This window comes from Leifsonia sp. 71-9 (assembly GCF_001898805.1).
Classification (GTDB): domain Bacteria; phylum Actinomycetota; class Actinomycetes; order Actinomycetales; family Microbacteriaceae; genus Leifsonia.
The window spans coordinates 42,410-66,187 of sequence record NZ_MKVJ01000013.1 but is presented as its reverse complement, the minus strand read 5'-3'; the positions used below and the strand labels follow the sequence as shown (position 1 = coordinate 66,187).

Genomic DNA, 23,778 nt, shown 5'->3' with positions numbered 1-23,778 from the left:
CCCGAGCCATCGTCGGGCCCGACCAGCGCTGGATCCTGGCCTACTCGGTCGTGCTCGGGCCGGTGCTCCTGCTGGGCGCAGACATCCTGGGCCGCGTCGTGATGAGTCCCGCCGAGCTGCCGGTCGGCTTGGTCACCGCATTCGTCGGGGCGCCCGTCCTCATCGCACTCGTGCGCCGCTCGCGGGCGGTGACCCTGTGACCGCGGAGGCCACCCGGCACGACGCCGCCGACGCCCCGGCCGAGGTCGCGTTCGGCACCCGCCAGGTCGTTGTACGGCGGCGGCGACTGTCGTTCCGCCTGCCCCGGCGCACGCTCGCGACCGTGCTCGCCCTCACCGCGGTCGCCGTCGCGATCGCACTGCTCTCGCTCGCCACCGGGTCGTACGCGCTCGGCGTCGACCAGGTCGTCGGCGCCCTCACCGGTCGCGAGGGCGGGATCGTGCACACCATCGTCGTCGAGTGGAGGCTGCCGCGCGTTCTGCTCGCCGCGCTGTTCGGACTCGCACTCGGCGCCGCCGGCGCGATCTTCCAGTCGCTCACCCGCAACCCGCTCGGCAGCCCCGACATCATCGGCTTCGACACGGGCGCCTACACCGGTGCGCTCGTGGTGATGCTCGGTCTCCACGCCGGCTCGTCGCTCGCCGTCACCGGAGGAGCGATCGCGGGCGGCCTCGCGACGGCGGGCGTGGTGTACGCGCTGGCGTACCGGCGCGGGATGCAGGGCTTCCGGCTGATCGTGGTCGGCATCGGGGTCACCGCCATGCTGACCTCGGTCAACACGTGGATGCTGCTGCACACCGACACGATGGAGGCGATCGGCGCGGCCTTCTGGGGCGCCGGCTCCCTCGACAGCGCGAGCTACTCGCAGCTCCTGCTCGCGGCCGGCCTCTTCGTCGTCCTGTTCCCGTGCGCGGCGGCGCTGGCGCGCGGGCTCGGACTCCTGGAACTCGGCGACGACGCCGGCGCCCAGCTCGGCGTCCCCGTCGAGCGCACCCGGCTGGCCGCCACGATCGTCGGCGTCGCGCTGAGCGCCACCGTCACCTCCCTCGCCGGTCCGATCGCGTTCATCGCCCTCAGCGCGCCGCAGATCGGCCGCCGGCTGGCCGGGACCGCTGGGGTGACCCTCGGCGTCTCTGCCGCCACCGGCGCCGTGCTCCTCCTCGCCGCCGACTGGGTGGCGCAGCACGGCCTCCCCACCGCCGTCCCGGTGGGTCTCGTCACCGTCGTGCTCGGCGGCGGGTACTTCGTCTGGCTCCTGATCGCGGAAGGGCGACGCCGATGACCGAAACCACCTCCGCGGCGGCGCCGCTCGCCGTGACAGGGGCCACCCTCGGATACGACGGCCGCACCATCTCCGAGGGCCTCGACGTCGCGATCCCGGACGGCTCGTTCACGGTCATCGTGGGGCCGAACGCCTGCGGCAAGTCCACCCTGCTCCGCGGGCTCGCCCGCCTGCTGCGCCCCACGGCCGGCCAGGTGCTGCTGGACGGCCGCGACATCCACGCGTACCGGACGAAGGAGGTGGCCCGTCGGCTCGGCCTCCTGCCGCAGACGTCGCGCGCGCCCGACGGCATCACCGTCGCCGACCTGGTGGCGCGCGGCCGGCACCCGCACCAGAGCGCCTTCCGCACCTGGAGCGCGGAGGACGAGTCCGCGGTGGCCGCGGCGTTGCGCGCCACCGGCATCGCCGAGCTCTCCGGCCGACGCGTCGACGAGCTGTCCGGCGGCCAGCGCCAGCGCGTCTGGGTCGCACTCGCTCTTGCGCAGCAGACCGGCATCCTGCTGCTCGACGAGCCGACGACGTTCCTCGACATCGCCCACCAGTTCGAACTGCTCGAACTGTTCCGGGAGCTCAACCTCGAGGGACGCACCCTCGTCGCGGTGCTCCACGACCTCAACCAGGCGAGCCGCTACGCGACCCACATCATCGCCATGAACGAGGGCCGCATCGTCGCCCAGGGCGCGCCCGCGGACGTCGTGACCGCCGATCTCGTCCACGACGTCTTCGGGCTGCCCGCGCACGTGCTGCCCGACCCGATCTCCGGCACCCCGCTCGTCGTCCCCGCTCGGGCCGCCCGGCCGCGTCTTCGCCGACGCCCGTTCCACCGGCTCGCGCTGAATCACCTCCGACCCCGCCCACCCCTCCGCCCCACCGATCGAACGAAGGACACATGACCCAGCACCCCCACCGCCGTCCTGGTCTCCGCCGCGTCGCGCTCGCCCTCACCGGCGCCGCCCTCGCGCTCGCCCTCGCGGCCTGCAGCGCCCCCGCCACCGGAGACTCCGGCAGCAGCTCCGACACGAGGAGCGTCTCGACCCCCGAAGGCACGGTGACGATCCCGACGCACCCGAAGCGCATCGTGTCGGTGCACTCGTGGACCACGGAGTCCCTGCTCGACTTCGACGTGGCCCCGGTCGGCGTCGAGAACAGCGGAGAGCAGTACGTCCCGGAGCTCTACCTCGCCGACTGGAAGAAGACCGACAAGGTCACGGACGGCGGCACCGTCGACTTCGAGAAGATCGCGGCCCTCAAGCCCGACCTGATCATCGGCGTCGACGTGCCGTACCTCAAGGAGGCGTACAAGAAGCTCTCGGCGATCGCCCCGACCACGTTCGCGCCCTTCGACGACGACGCGACCTGGCAGGACTACCCGAAGTACACGGCCGACTTCGCGAACGCCACCGGCCCGTACGACGCGCTGAAGGCGAAGTACGACGACCGGGTGAAGCAGGTCTCCTCCACCTACGCCTCCCCGCTCGCGACCGTGAAGTGGGACGTCATCCAGGGCGGCTTCGACGCCGGCAACTACTGGATCTACAGCGACACCTCGCCCGTCGGCGCCATCCTGAAGCAGCTCGGCGCGCAGTTCGCCTCCGCCACCGCCGGCACCAAGGCCGGCGACAACCAGTCCGTCTCGTACGAGAAGACCGACCTGCTGAGCGACGCCGACGCGCTGATCTACTACACGAACAACGACGGCACCCCGGCCAACAACATCGACAAGCTGTTCGCCCTGCAGAGCTACCGGGACCTGGCCGCCGTCTCCGGCGGCCACGCGGTCGGCACCCCCGACTTCCTGCCCGGTTCGTACTCCGACGCCCTCGGGGTCATCGACGCGATCGAGAAGAACCTGAAGACGTTCACGTAGCCCAGCGGATGCACGGCGCGCGCGGCCTAGGCTGGAGAAGACCCTGTCCCTCCGAGCCAAGGAGCTTCCATGCGCGCTCTCGTCCAGCACGAATTCGGTGACCCTGCCCGGGTCCTCGGTGTGGAGGAGCGACCGCTCCCGGAACCGGGGCCCGGGCAGGTCCGCGTCCGGACCGTGCTCTCGCCCATCCACAACCACGATCTCTGGACCGCCCGCGGCACCTACGGCTTCAAGCCGGAGCTGCCCGCCCAGGCGGGGACCGAGGCCGTCGGCATCGTGGACGCGCTCGGCGAGGGCGTCGAATCCCCGGCGGTGGGCCAGCGGGTCGTCACCGGAGGCACCTTCGGCGTGTGGAGCGAGTACTTCGTGGCGAAGGCCGCGGGACTCATCCCCGTGCCCGACGCCCTGAGCGACGAGACCGCCGCCCAGCTCGTGGCGATGCCGTTCAGCGCGCTGAGCCTCCTCGACTTCCTCGAGGTCGAGGCGGGCGACTGGATCATCCAGAACGCCGCGAACGGAGCCGTCGGCCGCCTGCTCGCCCAGTTCGCCGCCACGCGGGGCGTCAACGTCATCGGGCTGGTGCGGCGGGAGGCCGACGTGACGGTGCTCGCCGAGGCGGGCATCGGCAACGTGGTCGCGACCGGGCACGACGATTGGCGCAGCCATGTCGCCGATCTCACCGGTGGCGCGCCGATCGCGGCCGCCGTCGACTCCGTGGGCGGCGAGTCCAGCGGCGACCTGCTGCACCTGCTCGTCGAGGGCGGCACGCTCGTCTCGTTCGGCGCGATGGCCTCTGACACGATGTCGATCTCGTCGGGCGACGTCATCTTCAAGCAGGCCACCGTGAAGGGCTTCTGGGGCAGCAAGGTGAGCGCCGCCATGCCCGCCGACAAGCGCAACGCGCTGTTCGGCGAGCTGATCACGGCCGCCGTCTCCGGCGGGATCACCCTTCCGGTCGCCGGTGTGTACGTGCTGGACGACATCCACGACGCCGTGCACGCCAGCGACCGCCAGGGCCGGGTCGGCAAGGTGCTGCTGAAGCCGTAGGTCGTAGGCCGTAGGCGTTCGCGGTCCGGGAGGCGCTCAGCCGTCGACCGGGCCGCCCGCCTGCAGCGGCCGCCACGACCGTCCGGACTGCCCGCTCAGCTCACGGTCGAGCGTCTCCTGCGCGACGCGCATCTGCTCCGCGTAGCGCGGCTCCGCCAGGCGGCGCCACATCTCCGCCTCCGGAACGTCCTCGACGACCGTGACGACCCACCAGATGTTGCCCCAGGGGTCGCTGATCCGACCGCCCCGCTGCCCGAACGCGCTGTCGGAGACAGGGGTCACGACGCGGGCTCCGCGCTCGACCGCGCGCTCGATGGCCTCCGTCGCATCCGGCAGGAACACGCGCAGGAGGCTCGGCAGCACCGGCCACTCGGGGCGCCGATCGAACGCCAGCACGACGGTGTCTCCGATGCGGATCTCGGCGTGGCCGATCCCGCCGCCCTCCACGGCGACCCGGGCGAGCTCCTCGCCGTGGAAGACCGCCGCGACGAAGTCGAGGAAGGCGGCGGTGTCGTCGGTCATCACCCAGGGGGCGACGGTGGTGTAGCCCGCGGGCGTGCTGCGGTGGTTCGGTGTCGGCTCGGTCATCGTGGCTCCTTCGCTGGTGTCCTCACCAGCGTGGACCCGATTGCGGTCGGAAACCGGCCGTTTCAGGCGGAGAGCGACGGCAGCCGGGTCTCGCGCAGCCACGCGTCGAAGAACTCGCCGAGCGGTTCCTCCGCGTACTCGGTCGCCAGCGCCTCGAACATCGTGGAGTCGACGGTGCCGAACCGGTTGGCTGCGCACCAGGCGCGGAGCAGGTCGAAGAACCGATCGTCGCCGATCCGCTTGCGCAGCGCGTGCAGCGTGCACGCCCCGCGCTTGTAGACGCGGTCGTCGAACATCGCGTCCGGTCCCGGATCCCCGAGGACGAGGTCATGCGGCTTGACCCGGAGCAGCGCGTGATGCGTGCGCGCCAGCGTGTTGGCGGACGGGCCGCCCGATGCCTCCGACCAGATCCACTCGGCGTAGCAGGCGAAGCCCTCGTTGAGCCAGATGTCGCGCCAGCCCGCGAGGCCGACGCTGTTGCCGAACCACTGGTGTGCGAGCTCGTGCGCGATCAGGCGCTCGGAGCCGCCGCGGCCGTCGACGTGCGACGCCCCGAAGGTGGCCATCGCCTGCGCCTCCAACGGGATCTCCAGCGGGTCCTCGGTGACGACGACCGTGTAGGACGGGAACGGGTACGGGCCGAAGCGCTCCTGGAAGCAGTCGAGCATCCGGGAGAGCGGGGCGAAGTCGGCGAGCACCCGGCGGGCGAGCGCCGGCGGGTAGGCGAGCACGACCTCCACGTCGCCGATGCGCCGCGGTTCGAGCGTGTAGCGGCCGATCTGCACGGCTGCGAGGTAGGTCGCGGTCGGCTCGGCGCGCTCGAAGAGCCACGTGCCCCGGCCGGCGCCGACGCTGTGCTCGACCAGCTCGCCGGTGGCGAGCACGGTGTACGCCGCCTCGGTGGTGATGCGGATGCGGTACGACGCCTTGTCCGACGGCCGGTCGTTGCACGGGAACCAGGTCGGCGCGCCCGACGGCTGCGCGGCGACGATCACGCCGTCCGTCAGTTCCTCCCAGCCGAGCGTGCCCCACCGGGTGCGGCGCGGAGCGGGGGAGCCGTCGTACGCGATCTCGACGCGGAACTCGTCGCCCGCGGCGATCGGGGCGGAGGGCGTCACCCGCAGGTGGGTCTGGTTCTGCGAGAACTTCGTGCGCTTCTCCCCGTCGAGCCGCACCTTCTTGGCGCGCAGGTGCACCAGGTCGAGGACGATCGCGGTGAGCGGCACGGCGGCGCGGCCGGTGATGATCGCGACCGCGTCCAGGCGGTTGTTCGTCACGCGGTAGTCGAGCGTCAGGTCGTAGGAGAGCACCGCGTAGTCGTCGGTGCCGGAGCGCGGGAGGTAGGCGTGCGAGACCGGTCCGGCGGAGCCGCCGGTCATCGGGCCGCCCGCGTCTGGTACTGCCGCACCACGACCTCGCGCCACGGACCGATCGGGTTGCCGCTCCAGCGGCTGCCGGTGGGGACCGTCTCGCCGCGCATGACCAGGGAGGCCGGGCCGACCGTCGCCTCCGCGCCGATCGCGGCCGCCGGGAGGATGACGCTGTGCGGCCCCAGGGTGCCGCCGCGCTCGATGATGACCTCGTCCATGCTCATGATTCGATCATGGAACAGGTGCGTCTGCACGACGCAACCCCGATTGACCGTCGTCGCGTCGCCCAGCGAGACCAGATCAGCCTCCGGGAGCCAGTAGCTGTCGATCCACACGCCGTGCCCGATGCGCGCTCCCAGGCTGCGCAGCCACCACACGAGCGCGGGCGTGCCGGCGGCGGCCCACGCGAACCAGGGGGCGGCGACCATCTCGGTGAAGGTGTCCGAGACCTCGCTGCGCCAGATGAAGGACGACCACAGGGGATGCTCGCCCGCGCGCAGCCTCCCGAGCAGCGCCCACTTGGCCGCGGAGCTGACGGCGGCGGCCGCCGCTCCTGCGGCGAGCAGCACGGGCCCGCTGAGGAGCACGGCCCACCACACGCCCCACGCCTCGACGATCGCACCGAGTCCCAGCACGACACCCAGGCCGATCGCGCACGACACGAGCACCGGGACGATGCGCAGCAACTCCCAGGTCGTGCGGGCGACCCGCAGGCCGGTGGAGGGCGCGTAGGTCCGCGAGACGTCCGCCTCCTGCACCCGCCGCCGCAGCTTGACCGGCGGGGAGCCCAGCCACGACGAGCCCGCCTTGGCCTTGCGCGGGGCGACCGAGAGCACGGCGACGAGACCGTCGCGGGGGACGCGGTTGCCGCCGCCCGCCATCCCGGAGTTGCCGAGGAACGCCCGTTCGCCGATCTCGACCCGGGCGATGCGCACGTAGCCGCCGCCGAGCTCGTACGACGCGACGAGCGTGTCGTCGGCGAGGAACGCGCCGTCGCGGATGCGCGTCATCGCGGGTAGCAGGAGGACGGTCGACGCCTCCACGTCGGTCCCGACCCGCGCGCCCAGCATCCGCAGCCAGACCGGGGTGAAGAGGCTGGCGTAGAGCGGGAACAGGATGGTGCGCGCCATGTCGAGCAGCCGCTCCGTCGACCACACCTGCCAGCCGACCCGGCTGCGCACGGGATGCACGCCCTCCTCGATGCCGATGCCGAGCAGCCGCACGATCAGCACCACGAGACCGGCCAGCACCAGCCCGGCGACCAGCGTCCCGGGAACGAGCGCGGCGAACGCGCGCCCCGCGACCTCCGCCATGGTCGCGGCACCCCGGATCGCCGCCGCGAGCACGAGCGCACCCGCCGCGAACGCGACGACCGGAGCGAGCGAGACGACCAGCGAGGCGACGGCGTACGCGAAGACCCAGCGCGTGCGGCGCGGCGGACGCTCCTTCGGCCACCACTCGTGCGAGCGGCCGACCCGGACGGCGGGGGAGCCGGCCCAGGTCTGCCCGGCCGGGACCCGACCGAACACGGCCGAACCCGGAGCGACCGTCGCCCCCCGCCCGATCTTGGCACCCGGCATGAGCGAACTGCGCGCTCCGACGGTGCTCCCCGCGCCGATGCGCACCTCGCCGATGCGCACGAGGTCGCCGTCGATCCAGTAGCCGGCGAGGTCGACCTCGGGCTCGATGGAGGCGCCGGCGCCGATCCGCAGCATCCCGGTGACCGGAGGGAGGGTGTGGAGGTCGACACCCGGGCCGATCTTCGCGCCCAGCGCCCGCGCGTAGTAGCTGATCCACGGGGCCCCGGCGAGGCTCGCCGCACCGATCTGGTGCGCCACCTGCTCGGCCAGCCACAGGCGCAGGTGCACACCGCCGCCGCGCGGGTAGTCGCCCGGCTTCACCACGGCCAGCAGGAGGCGCGCAGCGACGACCGCGATCGCCATCCGGCCCCACGGGGTGACGAAGACCAGCAGGCCGACGAGCAGCCACACCACGTCGACCTCCGGCAGCGCGTCGAAGCCGCCGAACGGCCGCAGGATGGCCGCGGCCGTGAGCAGGTAGAGCAGCCAGCGCACCCCGTTGAGGATGAACAGGGGGAGGCCGAGCACGGTCTGCAGGATCTGCATGCGCCGCGGCGTACGCGGCACCACGTGGGTCGAGGCCGCCGACGGCAGCGGCGAGCTCTCGGCGAGGGCCTGCGCCATCGCGGTGAACCGCGGATGCGCGTAGACGTCGGCGACGCTGATGTCGGGGTGACGGCGACGCACCAGGGAGACCAGCTGGGCGGCGGCGAGCGACCCGCCGCCGAGGTCGAAGAAGTTGTCGTCGGGCCCGGTCACCGGCAGCCCGAGCACGCTGCGCCAATCGGCGGCGAGCAGCTCGGCCACGGGGTCGTCTCCGGCGGGGGAGGGACCGTCTGCCGTGTCCTCGAGCGGCCACGGCAGGGCAGCGCGGTCGACCTTGCCCGAGGTGCGCACCGGGAGGTCGTCGACCACGGCCAGCAGCGGCACGAGGGCAGCGGGCAGCTCCTCCCGCAATTGCGCGAGAGCTGTCGCCCGGTCGAAGGCGTCGCGCTCGGGGACGGCGAGGTAGCCGACCAGGATGTCGTTGCCCGCCGCGCTCTTCCGCACGGCCGCGGCCGCACCGGAGACGCCCGGCAGCGCCTGGAGCGCCGCCTCCACCTCGCCGAGCTCGATGCGGCGTCCACCGACCTTCACCTGGTCGTCGGCTCGCCCCAGATAGAACAGGCCCGCCGGATCGAAGCGCACCAGGTCGCCGCTGCGGTAGGCGCGCTCCCAGCCCAGCGTCGGCATCGGGGCGTACTTCTCGGCGTCCTTCGCCGGGTCGAGGTAGCGGGCGAGACCCACACCGCCGATGACCAGCTCGCCCGTCTCGCCCTCCGCGACCGGGAGGCCCTCCGCGTCGACGACCGCCAGATCCCAGCCGTCGAGGGGGAGACCGACGCGCACGGGCTCGCCCGCGGTCAGCGCCGTGCCGCACGCGACGACCGTCGCCTCCGTCGGCCCGTAGGTGTTCCAGACCTCGCGACCCTCGACGGCGAGGCGGTTCACGAGCTCGGGCGGGCAGGACTCCCCGCCGAAGATCAGCAGCCGCACGTTGTCGAGCGCCTCCGGGGGCCACAGCGCGGCGAGGGTCGGCACGGTCGAGACGATCGTGATGCGGTGGGCCTCCAGCCAGGGGCCGAGGTCCATCCCGGTGCGCACCAGCGAGCGCGGAGCCGGCACGAGACAGGCGCCGTGGCCCCACGCCAGCCACATCTCCTCGCACGACGCATCGAAGGCGACCGAGAGACCGGCGAGCACGCGGTCCTGCGACCCGATCGGCTCGTCCTGCAGGAAGATCCGCGCCTCGGCATCGACGAACGCGGCGGCCGAGCGGTGCCGGACCGCGACGCCCTTCGGCGTGCCCGTCGAGCCGGAGGTGAAGATGATCCACGCGTCGTCGTCGGCCACCGGCGGGTCGACCAATGGAACAGCGGCGGTGCTCGGGTGCGGAGCATCCACGCCGAACAGCGGGACGGCCTCGTCGGCTCCGGTGGCGCGGTAGCCGTCGTCCCCGATCACGCCGCGCACCGCCGCCTCGCCGAACACCAGGTCGGCGCGCTCCTGCGGGTCGTCCGCATCCACCGGCACGTAGGCAGCGCGGGCGGCGAGCACCGAGAGGATCGCCAGGTACAGCTCGCGCGTGCCCGACGTCATACGCACGCCCACCCGGTCGCCGGGGCGCACGCCCGCGAGCCGCAGGCGTCCCGCGGTGGCGAGGACGTTCGCCAGCAGCTCCCGGTACGACAGCGCGCCGCGGGCGTCCTCGATGGCCGATGCCTCGGGATCGGCGGCCACCGACGCGCGGAGGATGTCGATCAGCGTGCGGGGCGCCGGCGCGAGGGCGGACCTCAGCAGCAGGCCGGGAGCGGCGGATCCGTCGGGGTCAGTCACGGGCGTTCACGCTAGGCCGGTGCGGTTACCGGCCGGTGAACGGCTCAGCCTTCGCCGAGCGCGTGCAGCAGCTGCGCCTTGTTCATGCGCGAGTACCCCTGGATGCCCTGGGCCTTGGCGCGGTCGCGCAGCCCGTGGAACGTCGGGATGCCGCTGGACGGCGTCGCGGCGACGCCGCCGCCGCTGACCGCATCGGCCTGGGCCGCCGCGGTGCGCGCCGTCTTCTCGGTGCGCTTGACCGCCTTCCTCGCATCTTTCGCGGCCTGCTCCAGCCGGGCCGAGAGCTCCTCGGCCGCTTTGCGGGAGCGCTTGTCGAGCTTCTTCACGGCCCGCTCGGCCTCGTCCACCGCGGCGCGGGCGGCGACCAGCAACCGCTCCGCCTCCTTCTCCGCCTTCTTCGTGCTCACGGTTCCTCCTTGCGCGTTTCGGATCCCGGACAGCCCTGTCGCGCTCACCATACGTCCACTCGGGGGTCATGCACCCTCCCCAGTCGCGAGAAGTTCGCGCAGCGCGTCCAGAATGGGCCGCTGTCCCTTCGTCAGTTTCCCCGCGGCGACGTCGAGGGGGAACCACTGCGCGGCGTCGATCTCGGGGAACTCCTGCCGTCTGCCGGAGCGGGGCGGCCATTCCAGCTCGAACGTGTTGCTGCGCACCTCCGCGAGCTCGAAGCCGGGAGCCGCGCCCGCGAACACGACGATCACCTTGCCGGACGTCCGGAAGTCGCCCAGCGGCAGGTAGGCCGCGTCCGGCGCCTCCACGCCCATCTCTTCCGCGAACTCGCGGCGGGCGGCGGCCAGCTCGTCCGTGTCCCCGGCCTCCACGATCCCCTTGGGCAGCGACCACGCGCCGTCGTCCTTGCGCGCCCAGAACGGGCCGCCCATGTGCCCGAGCCAGATCTCCGTCCCGGCGGACGAGGGGCGGTGGAGCAGGAGGGCGGCGCTGCGGACGGTCATAGTGCGACCCTACGTCCGCCTCCGCCCGCCCGGACGGCTAACGTGGAACCGTGAACTCGGGTGACGCATGGGTGGAGGGCCCTCAGGGCGAACGCTTCTGGGGACGGTTCGGCGCGGCCGGGCTGCTGGTGCACGACCTCCAGCGCGGCATCCTGCTGCAGCACCGGGCCGACTGGAGCCACTTCGGCGGAACCTGGGGACTGCCGGGCGGGGCGAGGCACGAGGGGGAGTCCGCCGTCGAGGGCGCGCTCCGCGAGGCCCACGAGGAGGCCGACGTGCCGCCCGATGCCGTGCGCGTGCTCTTCGAGAGCGTGCTCGACCTCGGCTTCTGGTCGTACACCACCGTCGTCACGCAGGCCGTGCGCCCGTTCGAGGCGCGCATGGCCGACGTCGAGAGCATCGAACTGCGCTGGGTGCCGGTGGGGGAGGTCGCCGACCTCCCGCTGCACCCCAGCTTCGGGGCGTCGTGGCCCGAGCTGCGCGCGCGGTTGTCCGGCCTGGCCGACTGACCCCGCCCCGACGGTTCAGGAGGCGAGGCGCGGCCAGAGCAACGCGCCCGCGACGTCCTGGCATCCGGCGGGCAGACTCGCGAACGACGCCGCTCCCGGGTACGCCGCCTGGCCGGGATAGCCCGGCGCCCCGGGATAGCCCGGATCGCCGCGGTACCGGTGGCCGTCCTCGCTGAAGAGGCGGTCGCCACGCACCGTCCCGAGATAGCTTCCGCTCGGGGTCACGACCTCATCGTCGTCCCACGGGAACCACCCGATCCAGTCGCCGTCGGGGTTGAACAGGTACCGCCCGCGCGGGTCGCTGCGGAACGCTATCCAGACTCCCTGACTGTCGTGCAGATATACGGTCATCGTCGATCGCCTTTCGGGTCGGCATCGTCGTCCGTTGAATTATCCTCACCGTGATGCGGTGCGGCAAGCGCCGCGCAGGGGATGTCACCCGCTCCCGGGACAATGGAACCGTGCACATCGTCCTCGAACGCGTCGGCCGCGACATCCGCGCCGTCGCCGTCGCCGTCCCTGCTCCGGGCGACGCGGCACACGCGACGCACGAGGCCGATGCGCTGACCGACGCCGACCTCCCGGCCTATGTCGCCGCTCGGGAGGCCGCACCCGCCGACGGCGAACGCCCCCGCTGGGTCTGGAGCGACACGCGAGCCTGGTACCCGGCTCTCCTCGCGGCGGGCGTGCGCGTCGAGCGCTGCGTCGACCTGACGCTCTCGCACACCATCCTCCGCAACTCGGCGCTCACCGCCGACTCGGCCCTCGCCACGGCTCCGGCCGGGCCGTGGGACACCGCGACCGTGCTGGAGGAGGCCCCCGAGCCCACCCACTCGGCCCTCTTCGACTTCGAGCACGAATCGACCGCCGCAGACGCGGATGCGCTCTCCGCCGTCGCCGAGTTCACCGCGCAGCAGGATGCCATCGCCGGCAGCGCCGACCCCGGCCGTCTGCGCCTCCTCCTCGCCGCGGAGTCCGCGGGTGCGCTCATCGCCGCCGAGATGCGATTCTGCGGCCTCCCGTACAGCGCCGAGCGGCACGACGACCTGCTCACCGGACTCCTGGGCCCCCGGCCCGCCTACGGCCGCCCTGCGGTCCTGGAGGAGCTCGTCGGCCGCGTCCGCGCGGAGCTCGACGCCCCCGACCTCAACCCCGACAGCCCGCCGGCGCTGCTCAAAGCCCTGCAGCGCGCCGGGATGCTGGTGACCTCCACGAGTTCGTGGGAGCTCCGGGAGCTCGACCACCCCGTCATCGAGCCCCTGCTGCGCTACAAGAAGCTCTCGCGGCTGCTCACCGCCAACGGGTGGACCTGGCTGGAGAGCTGGGTGCACGACGGTCGGTTCCGGCCGGACTACGTGCCCGGCGGGGTCGTCACGGGTCGCTGGGCGACACGCGGGGGAGGTGCGCTGCAGCTGCCCAAGCAGGTGCGCGGAGCCGTGGTGGCCGACCCGGGCTGGAAGCTCGTCGTCGCGGACGCCGCGCAGCTCGAGCCCCGCATCCTGACCGGTCTCGCCGGCGACACCGCGATGGCCGCCGCCGGTCGCGGCAAGGACCTCTACGCCGGCATCGTGGAGTCGGGCGCGGTCGACGAGCGCGCGCACGCCAAGGTCGCGATGCTCGGCGCGATGTACGGGGCGACGACCGGGGAGAGCGGGCGACTCATGCCACGCCTGACTCGGGCGTTCCCGCGCGCCATCCGGCTGGTGGAGGAGGCTGCCCGGGCGGGGGAGCGGGGTGCGATCGTCACCTCCCGCCTCGGCCGCAGCTCGCCGCCGCCGAGCGCGGCCTGGCGCACGACGCAGTCCGCCGCCTCCTCGGCCGACTCGACGGCCGTCGACGAGCGCCGCGCGCGCAGCCAGGCCCGCGACTGGGGTCGCTTCACCCGCAACTTCGTCGTGCAGGCGAGCGCGGCGGAGTGGGCGCTGTGCTGGATGGCGGAGCTGCGCAACCGCCTCACCGCCCTGGCGCCCGGCCGGCCGTTGACCGACTCCCCGCACCTCGTCTACTTCCTCCACGACGAGGTGATCGTCCACACGCCCGCCGAGCTCGCGGACGAGACCGCGGCCGCCGTGGAGGAGTCCGCCCGGCTCGCGGGACGGCTGCTCTTCGGCGCGTTCCCCGTCGACTTCCCGGTCACCGCCGCCGTCGTCGACTCGTACGCCGAAGCGAAGTGACGCCGGCACGGAATTCCCGGGTGTCGGAGTTGGTTGTCAGTGGCGACCTGACCGAGGATGGAGACCATGACTGACACCGCCGCCGCCCCCACCGACCCCAACGCCGTCCTGGCCCGGTACCGGCAGCGCCGCGAGCAGGCGGTCACCGCCCCGCAGGGCAACCTGGCGCTCGTGAACACGCAGTGGATCACCGGCGACCCGGAGGCTCCGGCGCAGCCCGTCTGGGGCGTCCCCGGCCTGTGGTCGCCGCTCCCCGCCGGCCAGTCCGGCCTGAAGGTCACCGCGACGCCCGCGGACGGCATCACGGTCGACGGCACGCTCGTCGACGGTGAGGCGATCGTCCGCGGCAAGGACGACGCGAGCCCGAGCGCGATCACCTTCAGCGACACCGTCAGTGGCTTCGTCATCGCCAGCGAAGAGGGCGACTACGCGCTCCGCGTCTGGGACGCGGACTCCGAGGCGATCCAGGAGTTCGGCTCCATCGACGCGTTCCCGTTCAATCGCGAGTGGATCATCCAGGCGACCTTCAGCCCGATCGAGGGCGGCAAGTCCGTCGGCTTCGAGCACCTGAAGGACGACGGCAAGACCCGCGAGATGGTCATCCCGGGCGAGATCACTTTCAGCAAGGACGGCGTCGACTACAACCTCGCCGCGTTCAAGGCCGGTCGCGCGCTGCAACTCGTCTTCGCCGACAGCACCAACGGCGACAGCACGTACTCGGTCGGGCGCTTCCTCTTCGTCGTCCCCAACGAGGACGGCACCGTCACCCTCGACTTCAACCTCGCCGTGCTGCCGCCCTGCGCGTTCAGCTACAACTTCAACTGCCCGCTGCCGCCCGCGCAGAACCGCTTCGCCGTGCCGATCGAGGCCGGCGAGAAGAACGTGCTGAACAAGGAGGGCGCGCTCCTCCACTGAGGCGCGACGCGGCGGGACGGATCAGGCGGACTCCGCCGCCGGCCGGCGCCCACGGCGCGGACGCTCCGGCGAACGCGGCTGGAGTAGCACCTCCGGGTGCGCGCTGAGCGCGGCGGCGACCTCGTCGAGCCACTCGATCGCCGCGTTCGCCCCCAGTTCGGCGGCCCGGTTGGCGGCGAGCAGCGCGCGCGAGTCGGCGTCGTGCGTCAGCTCCCGGATGCGCTCCGCATAGGCGGTGCGGTAGTCGGCGACGATAGCGGCGGGGTCCGACCCGGCGATGGAGGCGGCGATGAGCACCTGGTCCTGCATCTCGTCCCAGTCCGGCTCGGTGTCCCGCGGCCCCGTGGTCAGCCACGCGCGCGCCTGCGTCTCGCCGTCCCCGGTGAGCGCGTGCAGCGGGAGGCCGTCCTCCGTCGCTCCCGCCGGCTCGATCAGCCCCTGGTCCGTCATGCGGTCGAGGGTCGAGTAGACCTGCCCGGCGTTGAGCTGGCGACGGTGGGCTGCGCGCGCCAGGAACTCGTTCTGCAGCTGCGAGCCGTACGCGGCGCCCTGCGTCAGCACGGCGAGGAAACCATTCTGAACGGACATACTCGGTATGCTATTCCGCCTCGGCGCGCGCGGCACGCGGGAATCGCCGAATCACAATCTTGTAACTCCGGCGCGTTGTCCGGCATAATCGTGGCAGAGGTCCCGGTGGGGCCCGCAAACTTCATACGCAGTCATGGCACACCCGCTCGTTGGTCGTTGGGGAAGACGCACCAAGCGATCGGAGGAAACCATGACGGGTCACGCAAGTCGGGGAGTGCTCTACGTGCACTCCTCTCCTGGCGCGCTCTGCCCCCACATCGAGTGGGCGGCCGGACGCGCCCTCGGTCGCGCCGTCAACTTCACGTGGGAGACGCAGCCGGTCTTGAAGGGTGCCCAGCGGGCCGAGTTCTTCTGGGAGGGCCCGCAGGGCACCGGAGCGCGCCTCGCCACCGCCCTGCGCGGCTGGGAGCACCTGCGCTTCGAGGTCACGGAGGACGCCGGTCTCGGCACCGACGGCGGCCGGTGGATGCACACCCCCGATCTCGGCGTGTTCTTCGCCCAGACCGACACCGTCGGCAACATGGTCGTGCCGGAGGACCGCATCCGCTACGCCATGGAGCTCGCGGGCGGCAACGCGCACGAACTGCAGCGCGAGCTGCGTCTCGCCCTCGGCCAGGCCTGGGACGAGGAGCTCGAGCCGTTCCGGCACGCGCACGACGACACGTCGGTCATCTGGCTGCACAAGGTCGGCTGACAGGATCCCGCGGCGGGCCCGGCGAACGCCGCCCGCCCGCGGTGAAACGGGAAAGGCCCCGGTCCAGTGGACCGGGGCCTTCTCACGTGCGCTGGGATCAGACCGAGCGGAACGCGACGACGGCGTTGTGGCCGCCGAAGCCGAACGAGTTGCTGATCGCGAGCTGCGGGCCGTCGCCGAGCGGCTGGGCCGAGCCCGAGACCTTCAGCGGGATCGCCGGGTCCTGCTCGGTGAGGTTGATCGTCGGCGGGGCGACGCGGTCGCGCATCGCGAAGATCGTGAACACGGCCTCCAGTGCGCCGGTGCCGCCGAGGAGGTGACCGGTGGACGCCTTCGTGGCCGACACGGGGATGCTGTGCACCCGGTCGCCGAACACCTCGCGCAGCGCGACGTACTCGGCCGGGTCGCCCACGGGCGTGCTGGTCGCGTGCGCGTTGATGTGGGTGACCTCGTCGGGCGAGGCGCCGGCCTGCTCCAGGGCGAGCCGCACGGCACGGCTCGCGCCGCGGCCCTCGGGGTCGTTCGCGGTGATGTGGTACGAGTCCGCGGTGACGCCGCCGCCGACGACCTCCGCGTAGATGCGGGCGCCGCGGGCGAGCGCGTGCTCCTCGGTCTCGAGCACCAGGGCGCCGGCGCCCTCACCCATGACGAAGCCGTCGCGGTCGACGCTGTAGGGGCGGGAGGCGGTGGCGGGGGAGTCGTTGCGGCGCGAGAGCGCCTGCATCGACGAGAAGGAGGCGATCGTGATCGGGTGGATGGCGGACTCGCTGCCGCCGGCGATGACGATGTCGGCGAGGCCTGCCTGCAGGTGCTCGTACGCGTTCACGAGCGACTCGGTGCTGGAGGCGCAGGCGGAGGCGACCGTGCGGGCGAACGCGCGGGCCTCGAAGTGCATGGAGATCGCGGCCGACGCGGCGTTGGGCATCAGCATCGGCACGGTCATGGGGAGGACGCGGCGCGGTCCGCGCTCGCGCAGGGTGTCCCACGCGTCGAGCAGGGTCCACACGCCGCCGATGCCGGTGGCGTAGTCGACGCCGAGGCGCTCGGGGACGACCTCGGGCGAGCCCGCGTCGGCCCAGGCCTCCATCGCGGAGACGAGGGCGAGCTGGCTCGACGGGTCGAGGCGCTTGGCGACGGGGCGCTCGAGCACGGTGTCGGGGCGCACCTTGGCCTCGGCGGCGAAGGTGACGGGCAGCTCGTACTTTTCGACCCACTCGTGTTCGAGGGTGCGGGCTCCGGACTCACCGGCGAGCAGGCCCTGCCAGCTCTCCGGGGCGGTGCCACCGAGCGGGGAGGTAGCGCCCACGCCGGTGACGACGATCTTCTTGGTCATTACGACAACTCTCCGTTGTTCGGTAACGTCGGACTCGCGCGGGCGCACGAGAACTCGCGCGGGCGGCGGCCGGAGGGCGCGCCGCCCGCGCGGAGGACGATTCTTGCGGGGCCTAGGCGTCCTGCGCCTTGACGATGAACTCGACCGCGTCGCCGACCGTCTTGAGGTTCTTGACCTCCTCGTCGGGGATCTTGACGTCGAACTTGTCCTCGGCGTTGACCACGATGGTCATCATCGAGATGGAGTCGATGTCGAGGTCGTCCGTGAACGACTTGTCCAGCTCGACGGTGTCGGTCGCGATGCCGGTCTCGTCGTTGATGAGCTCGGCCAGGCCGGCAAGAACTTCTTCGGTGGACAATGCCATGGTGTTATCTCCTTGAGGGGTGTCGTTTTGACCGTTGATCAGTCTAGGGCAGGGCCTACGGCAGCACGACGACCTGCGCGCCGAAGACCAGACCGGCGCCGAAGCCGATCTGCAGCGCGAGGCCGCCGGACAGCTCCGGGTGCTCCTGGAGCAGCCGGTGCGTGGCGAGGGGGATGGAGGCGGCGGAGGTGTTGCCCGTCGTCTCGATGTCGCGGGCGATCGCGACGGTCTCGGGCAGCTTGAGCTGCTTGGCGAACTCGTCCACGATCCGCATGTTGGCCTGATGCGGGATGAACGCGGCGAGCTGGTCGGGGGTCACGCCGGCGGCGTCGAGCGCCTCCTTGGCGACCTTGGCCATCTCCCACACGGCCCAGCGGAAGACCGTCTGGCCCTCCTGGCGCAGGGTCGGCCACGGCTTCTCGCCGTCGCGGAACTCGGTGAGCGTGTTGTCCATCCCGACCGCGTCGGCCTTGGACCCGTCCGAGCCCCAGATCGTCTTGGAGATGCCGGGGTACTCGCTCGGGCCCACCACGACCGCGCCAGCGCCGTCGCCCAGCAGGAACGAGATGGTGCGGTCGGTCGGGTCGACGACGTCGGAGAGCTTCTCGGCTCCCACGACGAGCGCGTAGTGCGCGACACCGGTGCGGATGAGGGCGTCGGCCTGGGCGATGCCGTAGGCGTAGCCGGCGCAGGCGGCGTTCATGTCGTACGCGGCGGCGGGGTTGGCGCCGACGCGGTCGGCCAGCACGGCGGCCAGCGAGGGTGTCTGGCGCGGGTTGGAGATCGTGGCGACGATGACCGCGTCGATCAGCTTCGGGTCGACGCCCGACTTCGCGATGGCCTCCTTCGACGCCTCGGTCGCGAGGTCGACCGCGCCGATGTCGTGGCTGGCACGGGTGCGGGTGATGATGCCGGTGCGCTGGCGGATCCACTCGTCGGACGAGTTGATCGGGCCGACGAGGTCGTCGTTGGGCACCACACGGTCACCGCGGGCCGCGCCGATGGAGAGGATGCGGGTGTACTGCGGGCCGTGGGACTGCTGCAGGGTGGGGTGGGTCATCCGGGTCCTCCTAGGCGGCCTGGTCGATGAGGTCGAACGCGGCGGGCAGGTCGTCGGGCGTCTTGATGGCGACGCTCGGCACACCCTTGAGGCCGCGCTTCGCGAGCCCGACGAGGGCGCCGGCCGGGGCGACCTCGATGATGCCGGTCACGCCCGCCTCCTGGAACGACTGCATGGTGAGGTCCCAGCGGACGGGCGAGGAGACCTGGCCCACCAGCAGGCGGAGGAACTCGGCGCCGTCGGTGACGCGGGAGCCGTCCTTGTTCGTCCAGAGCGGCAGCGTCGGGTCCTGCGTGGACAGGGTGGCGGCGAACTGCTCCAGCACGGGCGCGGCCGGAGCCATGTACCGCGTGTGGAACGCACCGGCGACCTGGAGCGGGATGACGCGGGCACGGGCCGGCGGGTTCTCGCTCAGGGCCGCGAGCGCGTCGAGGGCGCCCGCGACGACGATCTGGCCGCCGCCGTTGTAGTTGGCGGGGGAGAGTCCGAGGGTCTCGAGCTGCGCGAGCAGCTCCGCCTCGTCGGCGCCGATCACGGCGCTCATCCCGGTCGGGGTCTCGGCGGCGGCGCGGGCCATGGCGGCCCCGCGCTCACGGACGAACGCCACGGCGTCCGTCTCGCTCAGGACGTCCGCGCCGGCGGCGGCCGTCAGCTCGCCGACCGAGTGCCCGGCGATGCCGCCGACCTTCTCGCGGCGGCCGTCAGCCAGGAGCGCCGACAGCGTCAGCAGGCCGGCCGAGACGATGAGCGGCTGCGCCACCGCGGTGTCGCGGATGGTGTCCGCGTCGCTCACCGTGCCGTGCGCGACGAGGTCGATGCCGACGGCGTCGGAGATGCCGGTCAGCTGGTCGCGGAAGGCCGTCTCCGTCAACCAGGGGTCGAGGAAGCCGGGGGTCTGGGAGCCCTGGCCCGGGCACACGATCACAATCACTTGACTAAGTCTGCCAATCTTCCGCCGTGCGGATGTGTCGAATGGATACGAAGTATCGAGAGAAGCTCTGTGGAAGTCTACAAAGACTCAGGTGCGGCGCGATGCTTCCGGCTCGTTGATCGAGCCGACGATGAGCGCGGCCTGCAGGATGAGCGCCTCGCGGGCTCCCGTCGCATCCCAGCCGATGACGTCCGAGACGCGCTTCAGGCGGTAGCGGACGGTGTTCGGGTGGACGAACAGCTCGCGGGCCGTCGCCTCCAGGGAGCGGCCGTTGTCGAGGTAGCACCACAGGGTGGTGAGGAGCTCCGTCGAGTGGGCCTGCAGCGGGCGGTAGATGCGGCTGATCAGGGTCGCGCGCGCCAGCCCGTCGCCCGCCAGCGCACGCTCCGGGAGGAGGTCGTCGGCGTGCACGGGGCGTGGGCAGTTGCGCCACGCCTTCGCCACGGCGAACCCGGCCAGGGCGGCCTTCGCGCTCTTGGAGGCGTCCACCAGGCTCGCCACCTCGTGACCGAGCACCAGATGACCGGCGCCGAACTCGGGCTCCAGCTGCTGGGCGATCTCGAGGAAGCTGACGGCCGGCGTCGCGCCGATCGCGTCCTCTGGCACGCTGTCGCTCGGCCAGGCGCGGCCGATCACGAGCACGAGCCGGTTGCCCTGCACGCCGATGAGCACGTCCGCCGACATGTGCCGCGCGGTGCGCCGCAGCTGGTCGACGTCGAGCATGCGCGGCGCGGTTCCGACCAGTACGCTGACCTCGCCGTGCCCGTGCCAGCCGAGCGCGGCGATCCGGCTCGGCAGCTCGTCGTCGTACTCGCCGGTGAGGATGCTGTCGACCACGAGGGCCTCCAGGCGCGCGTCCCACAGGCCGCGGGCCTCGGCGGCGCGGGCGTAGACATCGGCCGCGGCGAACGCGATCTCGCGCGAGTAGAGCAGGATCGCCTCCCGCAGCGCCTCGCCGCCGCCGACCTTCACGCGCTCCTCGACCACCTCCACGGTGATCTTGATGAGCTGAAGGGTCTGCTGGAGGCTGACGCTCCGGAGCAGCTCACGAGGAGCCGCCCCGAAGACGTCGGCCGCGATCCAGGGCGTCGAGCGCGGGTCGTCGAACCACGAGATGAACGACGAGATGCCCGCCTGCGCGACCAGCCCGACCGCACTGCGGCGGCCGGGCGGCATGTCGCGATACCAGGGGAGCGTGTCCTCGAGCCGCTTGAGCGTGGTCGTGGCGAGCTCGCCCGAGATCTTGCGCAGCCACGCAAGGGTCTCGGCCTTGGTCCTCTCGACTGAACTCGGCACGGGAGTCGTCAGGACTCGCCGCCCGCGGAGCCGGTGGTGCCGGCGTTCACGTCGTGCAGCAGGTACTTCTCGATCGCCCACGCCGGCGCGTTCGGGTCCACCTGGCCCCGGGCTGCGAGCAGCTCGAGGGTGCGGACGACGAGCGACGGGCCGTCGATCTTGAAGAACCGGCGGGCGGCCGCGCGGGTGTCCGAGAAGCCGAAGCCGTCGGCGCCGAGCGTGGCGTACTCGCCGGGCACGAACTGACGGATCTGGTCCGGCACCGCGTGCATGTAGTCGGTGACCGCGACGAACGGGCCGTCGGAGCCCTCGAGCTTGCGGGTGACGTACGGCACCTGCTTCTCCTGCTGCGGGTAGAGGAAGTTGTGCTCCTCCGCCGCCAGGCCGTCGCGGCGCAGCTCGCCCCACGAGGTGACGCTCCACACGTCGGCCGAGACGCCCCAGTCCTGCGCGAGCAAGTGCTGGGCCTCGAGCGCCCACGGCACCGAGACGCCGGAGGCGAGCAGCTGGGCCTTGGGCCCGGCCACGTCGGACGCACTGAGCTTGTGGATGCCGCGGACGATGCCGTCCACATCCACGCCCTCGGGCTCGGCCGGCTGCACGATCGGCTCGTTGTAGACCGTCAGGTAGTACATGACGTTCGGGTCCGGGTGGTTGCCGCCGTACATGCGCTCGAGGCCGGCGCGCACGATGTGCCCGATCTCGTAGCCGTAGGCCGGGTCGTACGACAGGACCGCGGGGTTCGTCGACGAGAGCAGCAGCGAGTGGCCGTCGGCGTGCTGCAGACCCTCACCCGTGAGGGTGGTGCGGCCGGCGGTGGCGCCGATCATGAAACCGCGCGCCATCTGGTCGCCTGCGGCCCAGATCGCGTCGCCGGTGCGCTGGAACCCGAACATCGAGTAGAAGACGTAGACCGGGATGAGCGGCTCGCCCTGCGTCGCGTACGAGGTGCCGACGTTGGTGAACGCCGCGAGGGCGCCCGCCTCGTTGATGCCGACGTGGATGATCTGTCCCTGCGGGCTCTCCTTGTAGGCCAGGAGCAGCTCGCGGTCGACCGACGTGTAGTGCTGGCCGTTCGGGTTGTAGATCTTCGCGTTCGGGAAGAACGCGTCCATGCCGAAGGTGCGCGCCTCGTCCGGGATGATCGGGACGATGCGGTGACCGAAGTCCTTCGCGCGCAGCAGGTCCTTGAGCAGGCGGACGAACGCCATGGTGGTGGCGATCTCCTGCGTGCCGGAGCCCTTCTTGGCGATCGCGTAGGCGGAGTCGTCCGGGAGGTTGAGCTGCGTGTACTTGGCGCGGCGCTCCGGCAGGTACCCGCCGAGCGCGCGACGGCGGTCGTGCAGGTATTGGATGGCCTCGTCCTGCGGTCCCGGGTTGTAGTACGGGGGCAGGTACGGGTTCTCCTCGAGCTGCGCGTCCGTCACCGGGATGCGCATCGCGTCGCGGAACGTCTTGAGGTTGTCCAGCGTCATCTTCTTCATCTGGTGGGTCGCGTTGCGGCCCTCGAAGCTCGGACCGAGGCCGTAGCCCTTGATGGTCTTCGCGATGATGACGGTGGGCTGGCCCTTGTGCTCCACGGCCGCCTTGAACGCCGCGTAGACCTTGCGGTAGTCGTGGCCGCCGCGCTTGAGGCCCCACACCTGGTCGTCGGTGTAGTCCTCGACGAGCTTGAGGGTGCGCGGGTCGCGACCGAAGAAGTTCTCGCGCACGTAGGCGCCGTTCTCGGTCTTGTAGGTCTGGTAGTCGCCGTCCGGCGTCTGGTTCATCAGGTTGACGAGCGCGCCGTCGGCGTCGCGGGCGAGCAGGTCGTCCCACTCGCGGCCCCAGATGACCTTGATGACGTTCCAGCCGGCACCGCGGAAATAGCTCTCGAGCTCCTGGATGATCTTGCCGTTGCCCCGCACCGGGCCGTCGAGGCGCTGGAGGTTGGCGTTGATGACGAAGGTCAGGTTGTCGAGCTTCTCGTTCGCCGCGACCTGCAGCTGACCGCGCGACTCGACCTCGTCCATCTCGCCGTCGCCGAGGAACGCCCAGACGTGCTGGTCGGAGGCGTCCTTGATGCCGCGGTTGGTGACGTACTTGTTGAGCTGCGCCTGGTAGATGGCGTTGATCGGGCCGAGACCCATCGACACCGTCGGGAACTGCCAGAACTCCGGCATGAGCCGCGGGTGCGGGTACGACGACAGACCGCCTCCGGCGTGCGACTTCTCCTGGCGGAAGCCGTCGAGCTGGTCGGCGCTGAGCCGGCCCTCGAGGAACGCGCGGGCGTAGGTGCCAGGGGAGGCGTGGCCCTGGATGAAGATCTGGTCTCCGCCGCCGGGGTGGTCCTGGCCGCGGAAGAAGTGGTTGAACCCGACCTCGTAGAGGGCCGCGCTCGACGCGTACGTCGAGATGTGGCCGCCGACGGCGATGCCGGGGCGCTGCGCGCGGTGCACGAGGATGGCCGCGTTCCAGCGGATCCACGCACGGTAGCGGCGCTCGATCTCCTCGTCGCCGGGGAACTCCGGCTCGTTCTCGGGAGAGATGGTGTTGATGTAATCCGTGGTCGGGACCATCGGAACACCGAGGTGCAGTTCTTTGGAGCGCTTGAGCAGGCTCAGCATGATTTCACGAGCACGCTCGTGGCCGTGAGCCGCAACCAGTGCGTCGAGGGATTCCTGCCATTCGGCGGTCTCCTCCGGGTCCGAGTCGATGTTGTTCACCGAGTACGGGTCCTGGTCGTTTACAGTCACCCTCGACCTCTTTCTTGTGTCGGATGGATCGTGGACGGCTCGCACCGCTGTCGGTTCACGACAAACGAGCGGGCACCATCGTTCAGCCTAGCCTCACTCCGACCCTCCCCGTGACC

General features: G+C 71.8%; 22 protein-coding genes. 9 read left to right on the top strand and 13 right to left on the bottom strand.

Annotated features, from left to right (window positions below):
- From BGO91_RS06815 to BGO91_RS06795, 5 genes are all read left to right on the top strand, one after another.
- On the top strand, window positions 1-200 hold a 200-nt coding region (locus BGO91_RS06815; RefSeq protein ID WP_290472045.1), incomplete at its 5' end, for an iron chelate uptake ABC transporter family permease subunit.
- Window positions 197-1,282 carry an iron chelate uptake ABC transporter family permease subunit gene (locus BGO91_RS06810; RefSeq protein WP_290472044.1) on the top strand — a complete coding sequence of 362 codons (1,086 nt, stop codon included), beginning with the start codon at window positions 197-199 and terminating at the stop codon, window positions 1,280-1,282. The genes BGO91_RS06815 and BGO91_RS06810, both read left to right, overlap by 4 nt.
- Window positions 1,279-2,175 (top strand): ABC transporter ATP-binding protein, encoded by an 897-nt coding sequence (locus BGO91_RS06805; protein WP_290472043.1) that lies wholly within the window; start codon window positions 1,279-1,281, stop codon window positions 2,173-2,175. Before BGO91_RS06810 ends, BGO91_RS06805 begins: the two co-directional genes overlap by 4 nt.
- Window positions 2,172-3,149, top strand: coding sequence for an ABC transporter substrate-binding protein (locus tag BGO91_RS06800; RefSeq protein ID WP_290472042.1), 978 nt, complete (start codon window positions 2,172-2,174; stop codon window positions 3,147-3,149). Before BGO91_RS06805 ends, BGO91_RS06800 begins: the two co-directional genes overlap by 4 nt.
- A gap of 69 nt (window positions 3,150-3,218) precedes the next feature.
- Entirely contained in the window at window positions 3,219-4,196 is a 978-nt protein-coding gene (locus tag BGO91_RS06795) for a zinc-binding dehydrogenase (protein WP_290472041.1), read from the top strand.
- Window positions 4,197-4,232: 36 nt separating this feature from the next.
- Here the strand turns inward: BGO91_RS06795 and BGO91_RS06790 are convergent, their stop codons facing one another.
- The 5 genes from BGO91_RS06790 to BGO91_RS06770 all read right to left on the bottom strand — a co-directional run bounded on the left by BGO91_RS06790 (window position 4,233) and on the right by BGO91_RS06770 (window position 11,063).
- Entirely contained in the window at window positions 4,233-4,784 is a 552-nt protein-coding gene (locus tag BGO91_RS06790) for a VOC family protein (RefSeq protein WP_290472040.1), read from the bottom strand.
- A gap of 62 nt (window positions 4,785-4,846) precedes the next feature.
- Window positions 4,847-6,163: a M1 family metallopeptidase gene (locus BGO91_RS06785; RefSeq protein WP_290472039.1), complete on the bottom strand. Its 1,317-nt coding sequence runs from the start codon at window positions 6,161-6,163 to the stop codon at window positions 4,847-4,849.
- On the bottom strand, window positions 6,160-10,110 hold the full coding sequence (locus tag BGO91_RS06780) for a Pls/PosA family non-ribosomal peptide synthetase (protein ID WP_290472038.1): 3,951 nt from the start codon (window positions 10,108-10,110) through the stop codon (window positions 6,160-6,162). Before BGO91_RS06780 ends, BGO91_RS06785 begins: the two co-directional genes overlap by 4 nt.
- A gap of 44 nt (window positions 10,111-10,154) precedes the next feature.
- Entirely contained in the window at window positions 10,155-10,517 is a 363-nt protein-coding gene (locus BGO91_RS06775; protein ID WP_290472037.1) for a hypothetical protein, read from the bottom strand.
- Window positions 10,518-10,583: 66 nt separating this feature from the next.
- On the bottom strand, window positions 10,584-11,063 hold the full coding sequence (locus tag BGO91_RS06770; RefSeq protein WP_290472036.1) for an NUDIX domain-containing protein: 480 nt from the start codon (window positions 11,061-11,063) through the stop codon (window positions 10,584-10,586).
- Window positions 11,064-11,113: 50 nt separating this feature from the next.
- Here BGO91_RS06770 and BGO91_RS06765 point away from each other — a divergent pair, with 50 nt between their 5' ends.
- Window positions 11,114-11,572 (top strand): NUDIX hydrolase, encoded by a 459-nt coding sequence (locus BGO91_RS06765; RefSeq protein WP_290472035.1) that lies wholly within the window; start codon window positions 11,114-11,116, stop codon window positions 11,570-11,572.
- A 15-nt stretch (window positions 11,573-11,587) separates the two neighbouring features.
- On the opposite strand, the gene BGO91_RS06760 is transcribed toward BGO91_RS06765, so the two are convergent.
- A complete protein-coding gene (locus BGO91_RS06760; RefSeq protein ID WP_290472034.1) occupies window positions 11,588-11,923 on the bottom strand; it encodes a 4-fold beta flower protein in 336 nt (111 codons plus the stop codon).
- 110 nt (window positions 11,924-12,033) lie between these two features.
- Between BGO91_RS06760 and BGO91_RS06755 the strand changes: the two genes are divergently transcribed.
- Entirely contained in the window at window positions 12,034-13,746 is a 1,713-nt protein-coding gene (locus tag BGO91_RS06755) for a bifunctional 3'-5' exonuclease/DNA polymerase (RefSeq protein WP_290472033.1), read from the top strand.
- A 66-nt stretch (window positions 13,747-13,812) separates the two neighbouring features.
- The gene (locus BGO91_RS06750) at window positions 13,813-14,661 is read left to right on the top strand and encodes a DUF1684 domain-containing protein (protein WP_290472032.1); all 849 of its coding nucleotides are present in this window, start codon (window positions 13,813-13,815) and stop codon (window positions 14,659-14,661) included.
- 21 nt (window positions 14,662-14,682) lie between these two features.
- Here the strand turns inward: BGO91_RS06750 and BGO91_RS06745 are convergent, their stop codons facing one another.
- On the bottom strand, window positions 14,683-15,249 hold the full coding sequence (locus BGO91_RS06745) for a PadR family transcriptional regulator (RefSeq protein ID WP_290472031.1): 567 nt from the start codon (window positions 15,247-15,249) through the stop codon (window positions 14,683-14,685).
- 190 nt (window positions 15,250-15,439) lie between these two features.
- Here BGO91_RS06745 and BGO91_RS06740 point away from each other — a divergent pair, with 190 nt between their 5' ends.
- Window positions 15,440-15,943 carry a DUF3145 domain-containing protein gene (locus BGO91_RS06740; RefSeq protein WP_290472030.1) on the top strand — a complete coding sequence of 168 codons (504 nt, stop codon included), beginning with the start codon at window positions 15,440-15,442 and terminating at the stop codon, window positions 15,941-15,943.
- 97 nt (window positions 15,944-16,040) lie between these two features.
- Here BGO91_RS06740 and BGO91_RS06735 read toward each other — a convergent pair whose 3' ends face one another.
- The 6 genes from BGO91_RS06735 to aceE form a co-directional block, all read right to left on the bottom strand.
- Window positions 16,041-17,276 (bottom strand): beta-ketoacyl synthase, encoded by a 1,236-nt coding sequence (locus BGO91_RS06735; RefSeq protein ID WP_290472029.1) that lies wholly within the window; start codon window positions 17,274-17,276, stop codon window positions 16,041-16,043.
- A 112-nt stretch (window positions 17,277-17,388) separates the two neighbouring features.
- On the bottom strand, window positions 17,389-17,640 hold the full coding sequence (locus BGO91_RS06730) for an acyl carrier protein (protein ID WP_021765217.1): 252 nt from the start codon (window positions 17,638-17,640) through the stop codon (window positions 17,389-17,391).
- Window positions 17,641-17,695: 55 nt separating this feature from the next.
- Window positions 17,696-18,700: a beta-ketoacyl-ACP synthase III gene (locus BGO91_RS06725; RefSeq protein WP_179702154.1), complete on the bottom strand. Its 1,005-nt coding sequence runs from the start codon at window positions 18,698-18,700 to the stop codon at window positions 17,696-17,698.
- Window positions 18,701-18,710: 10 nt separating this feature from the next.
- The gene (locus BGO91_RS06720) at window positions 18,711-19,631 is read right to left on the bottom strand and encodes an ACP S-malonyltransferase (protein ID WP_290472028.1); all 921 of its coding nucleotides are present in this window, start codon (window positions 19,629-19,631) and stop codon (window positions 18,711-18,713) included.
- Window positions 19,632-19,718: 87 nt separating this feature from the next.
- Window positions 19,719-20,927 carry a CdaR family transcriptional regulator gene (locus BGO91_RS06715; RefSeq protein WP_290472027.1) on the bottom strand — a complete coding sequence of 403 codons (1,209 nt, stop codon included), beginning with the start codon at window positions 20,925-20,927 and terminating at the stop codon, window positions 19,719-19,721.
- An 8-nt stretch (window positions 20,928-20,935) separates the two neighbouring features.
- Complete coding sequence (aceE, locus tag BGO91_RS06710; RefSeq protein WP_179702151.1) at window positions 20,936-23,662, bottom strand: pyruvate dehydrogenase (acetyl-transferring), homodimeric type; 2,727 nt, start codon at window positions 23,660-23,662, stop codon at window positions 20,936-20,938.
- Window positions 23,663-23,778 lie beyond the last annotated feature (116 nt).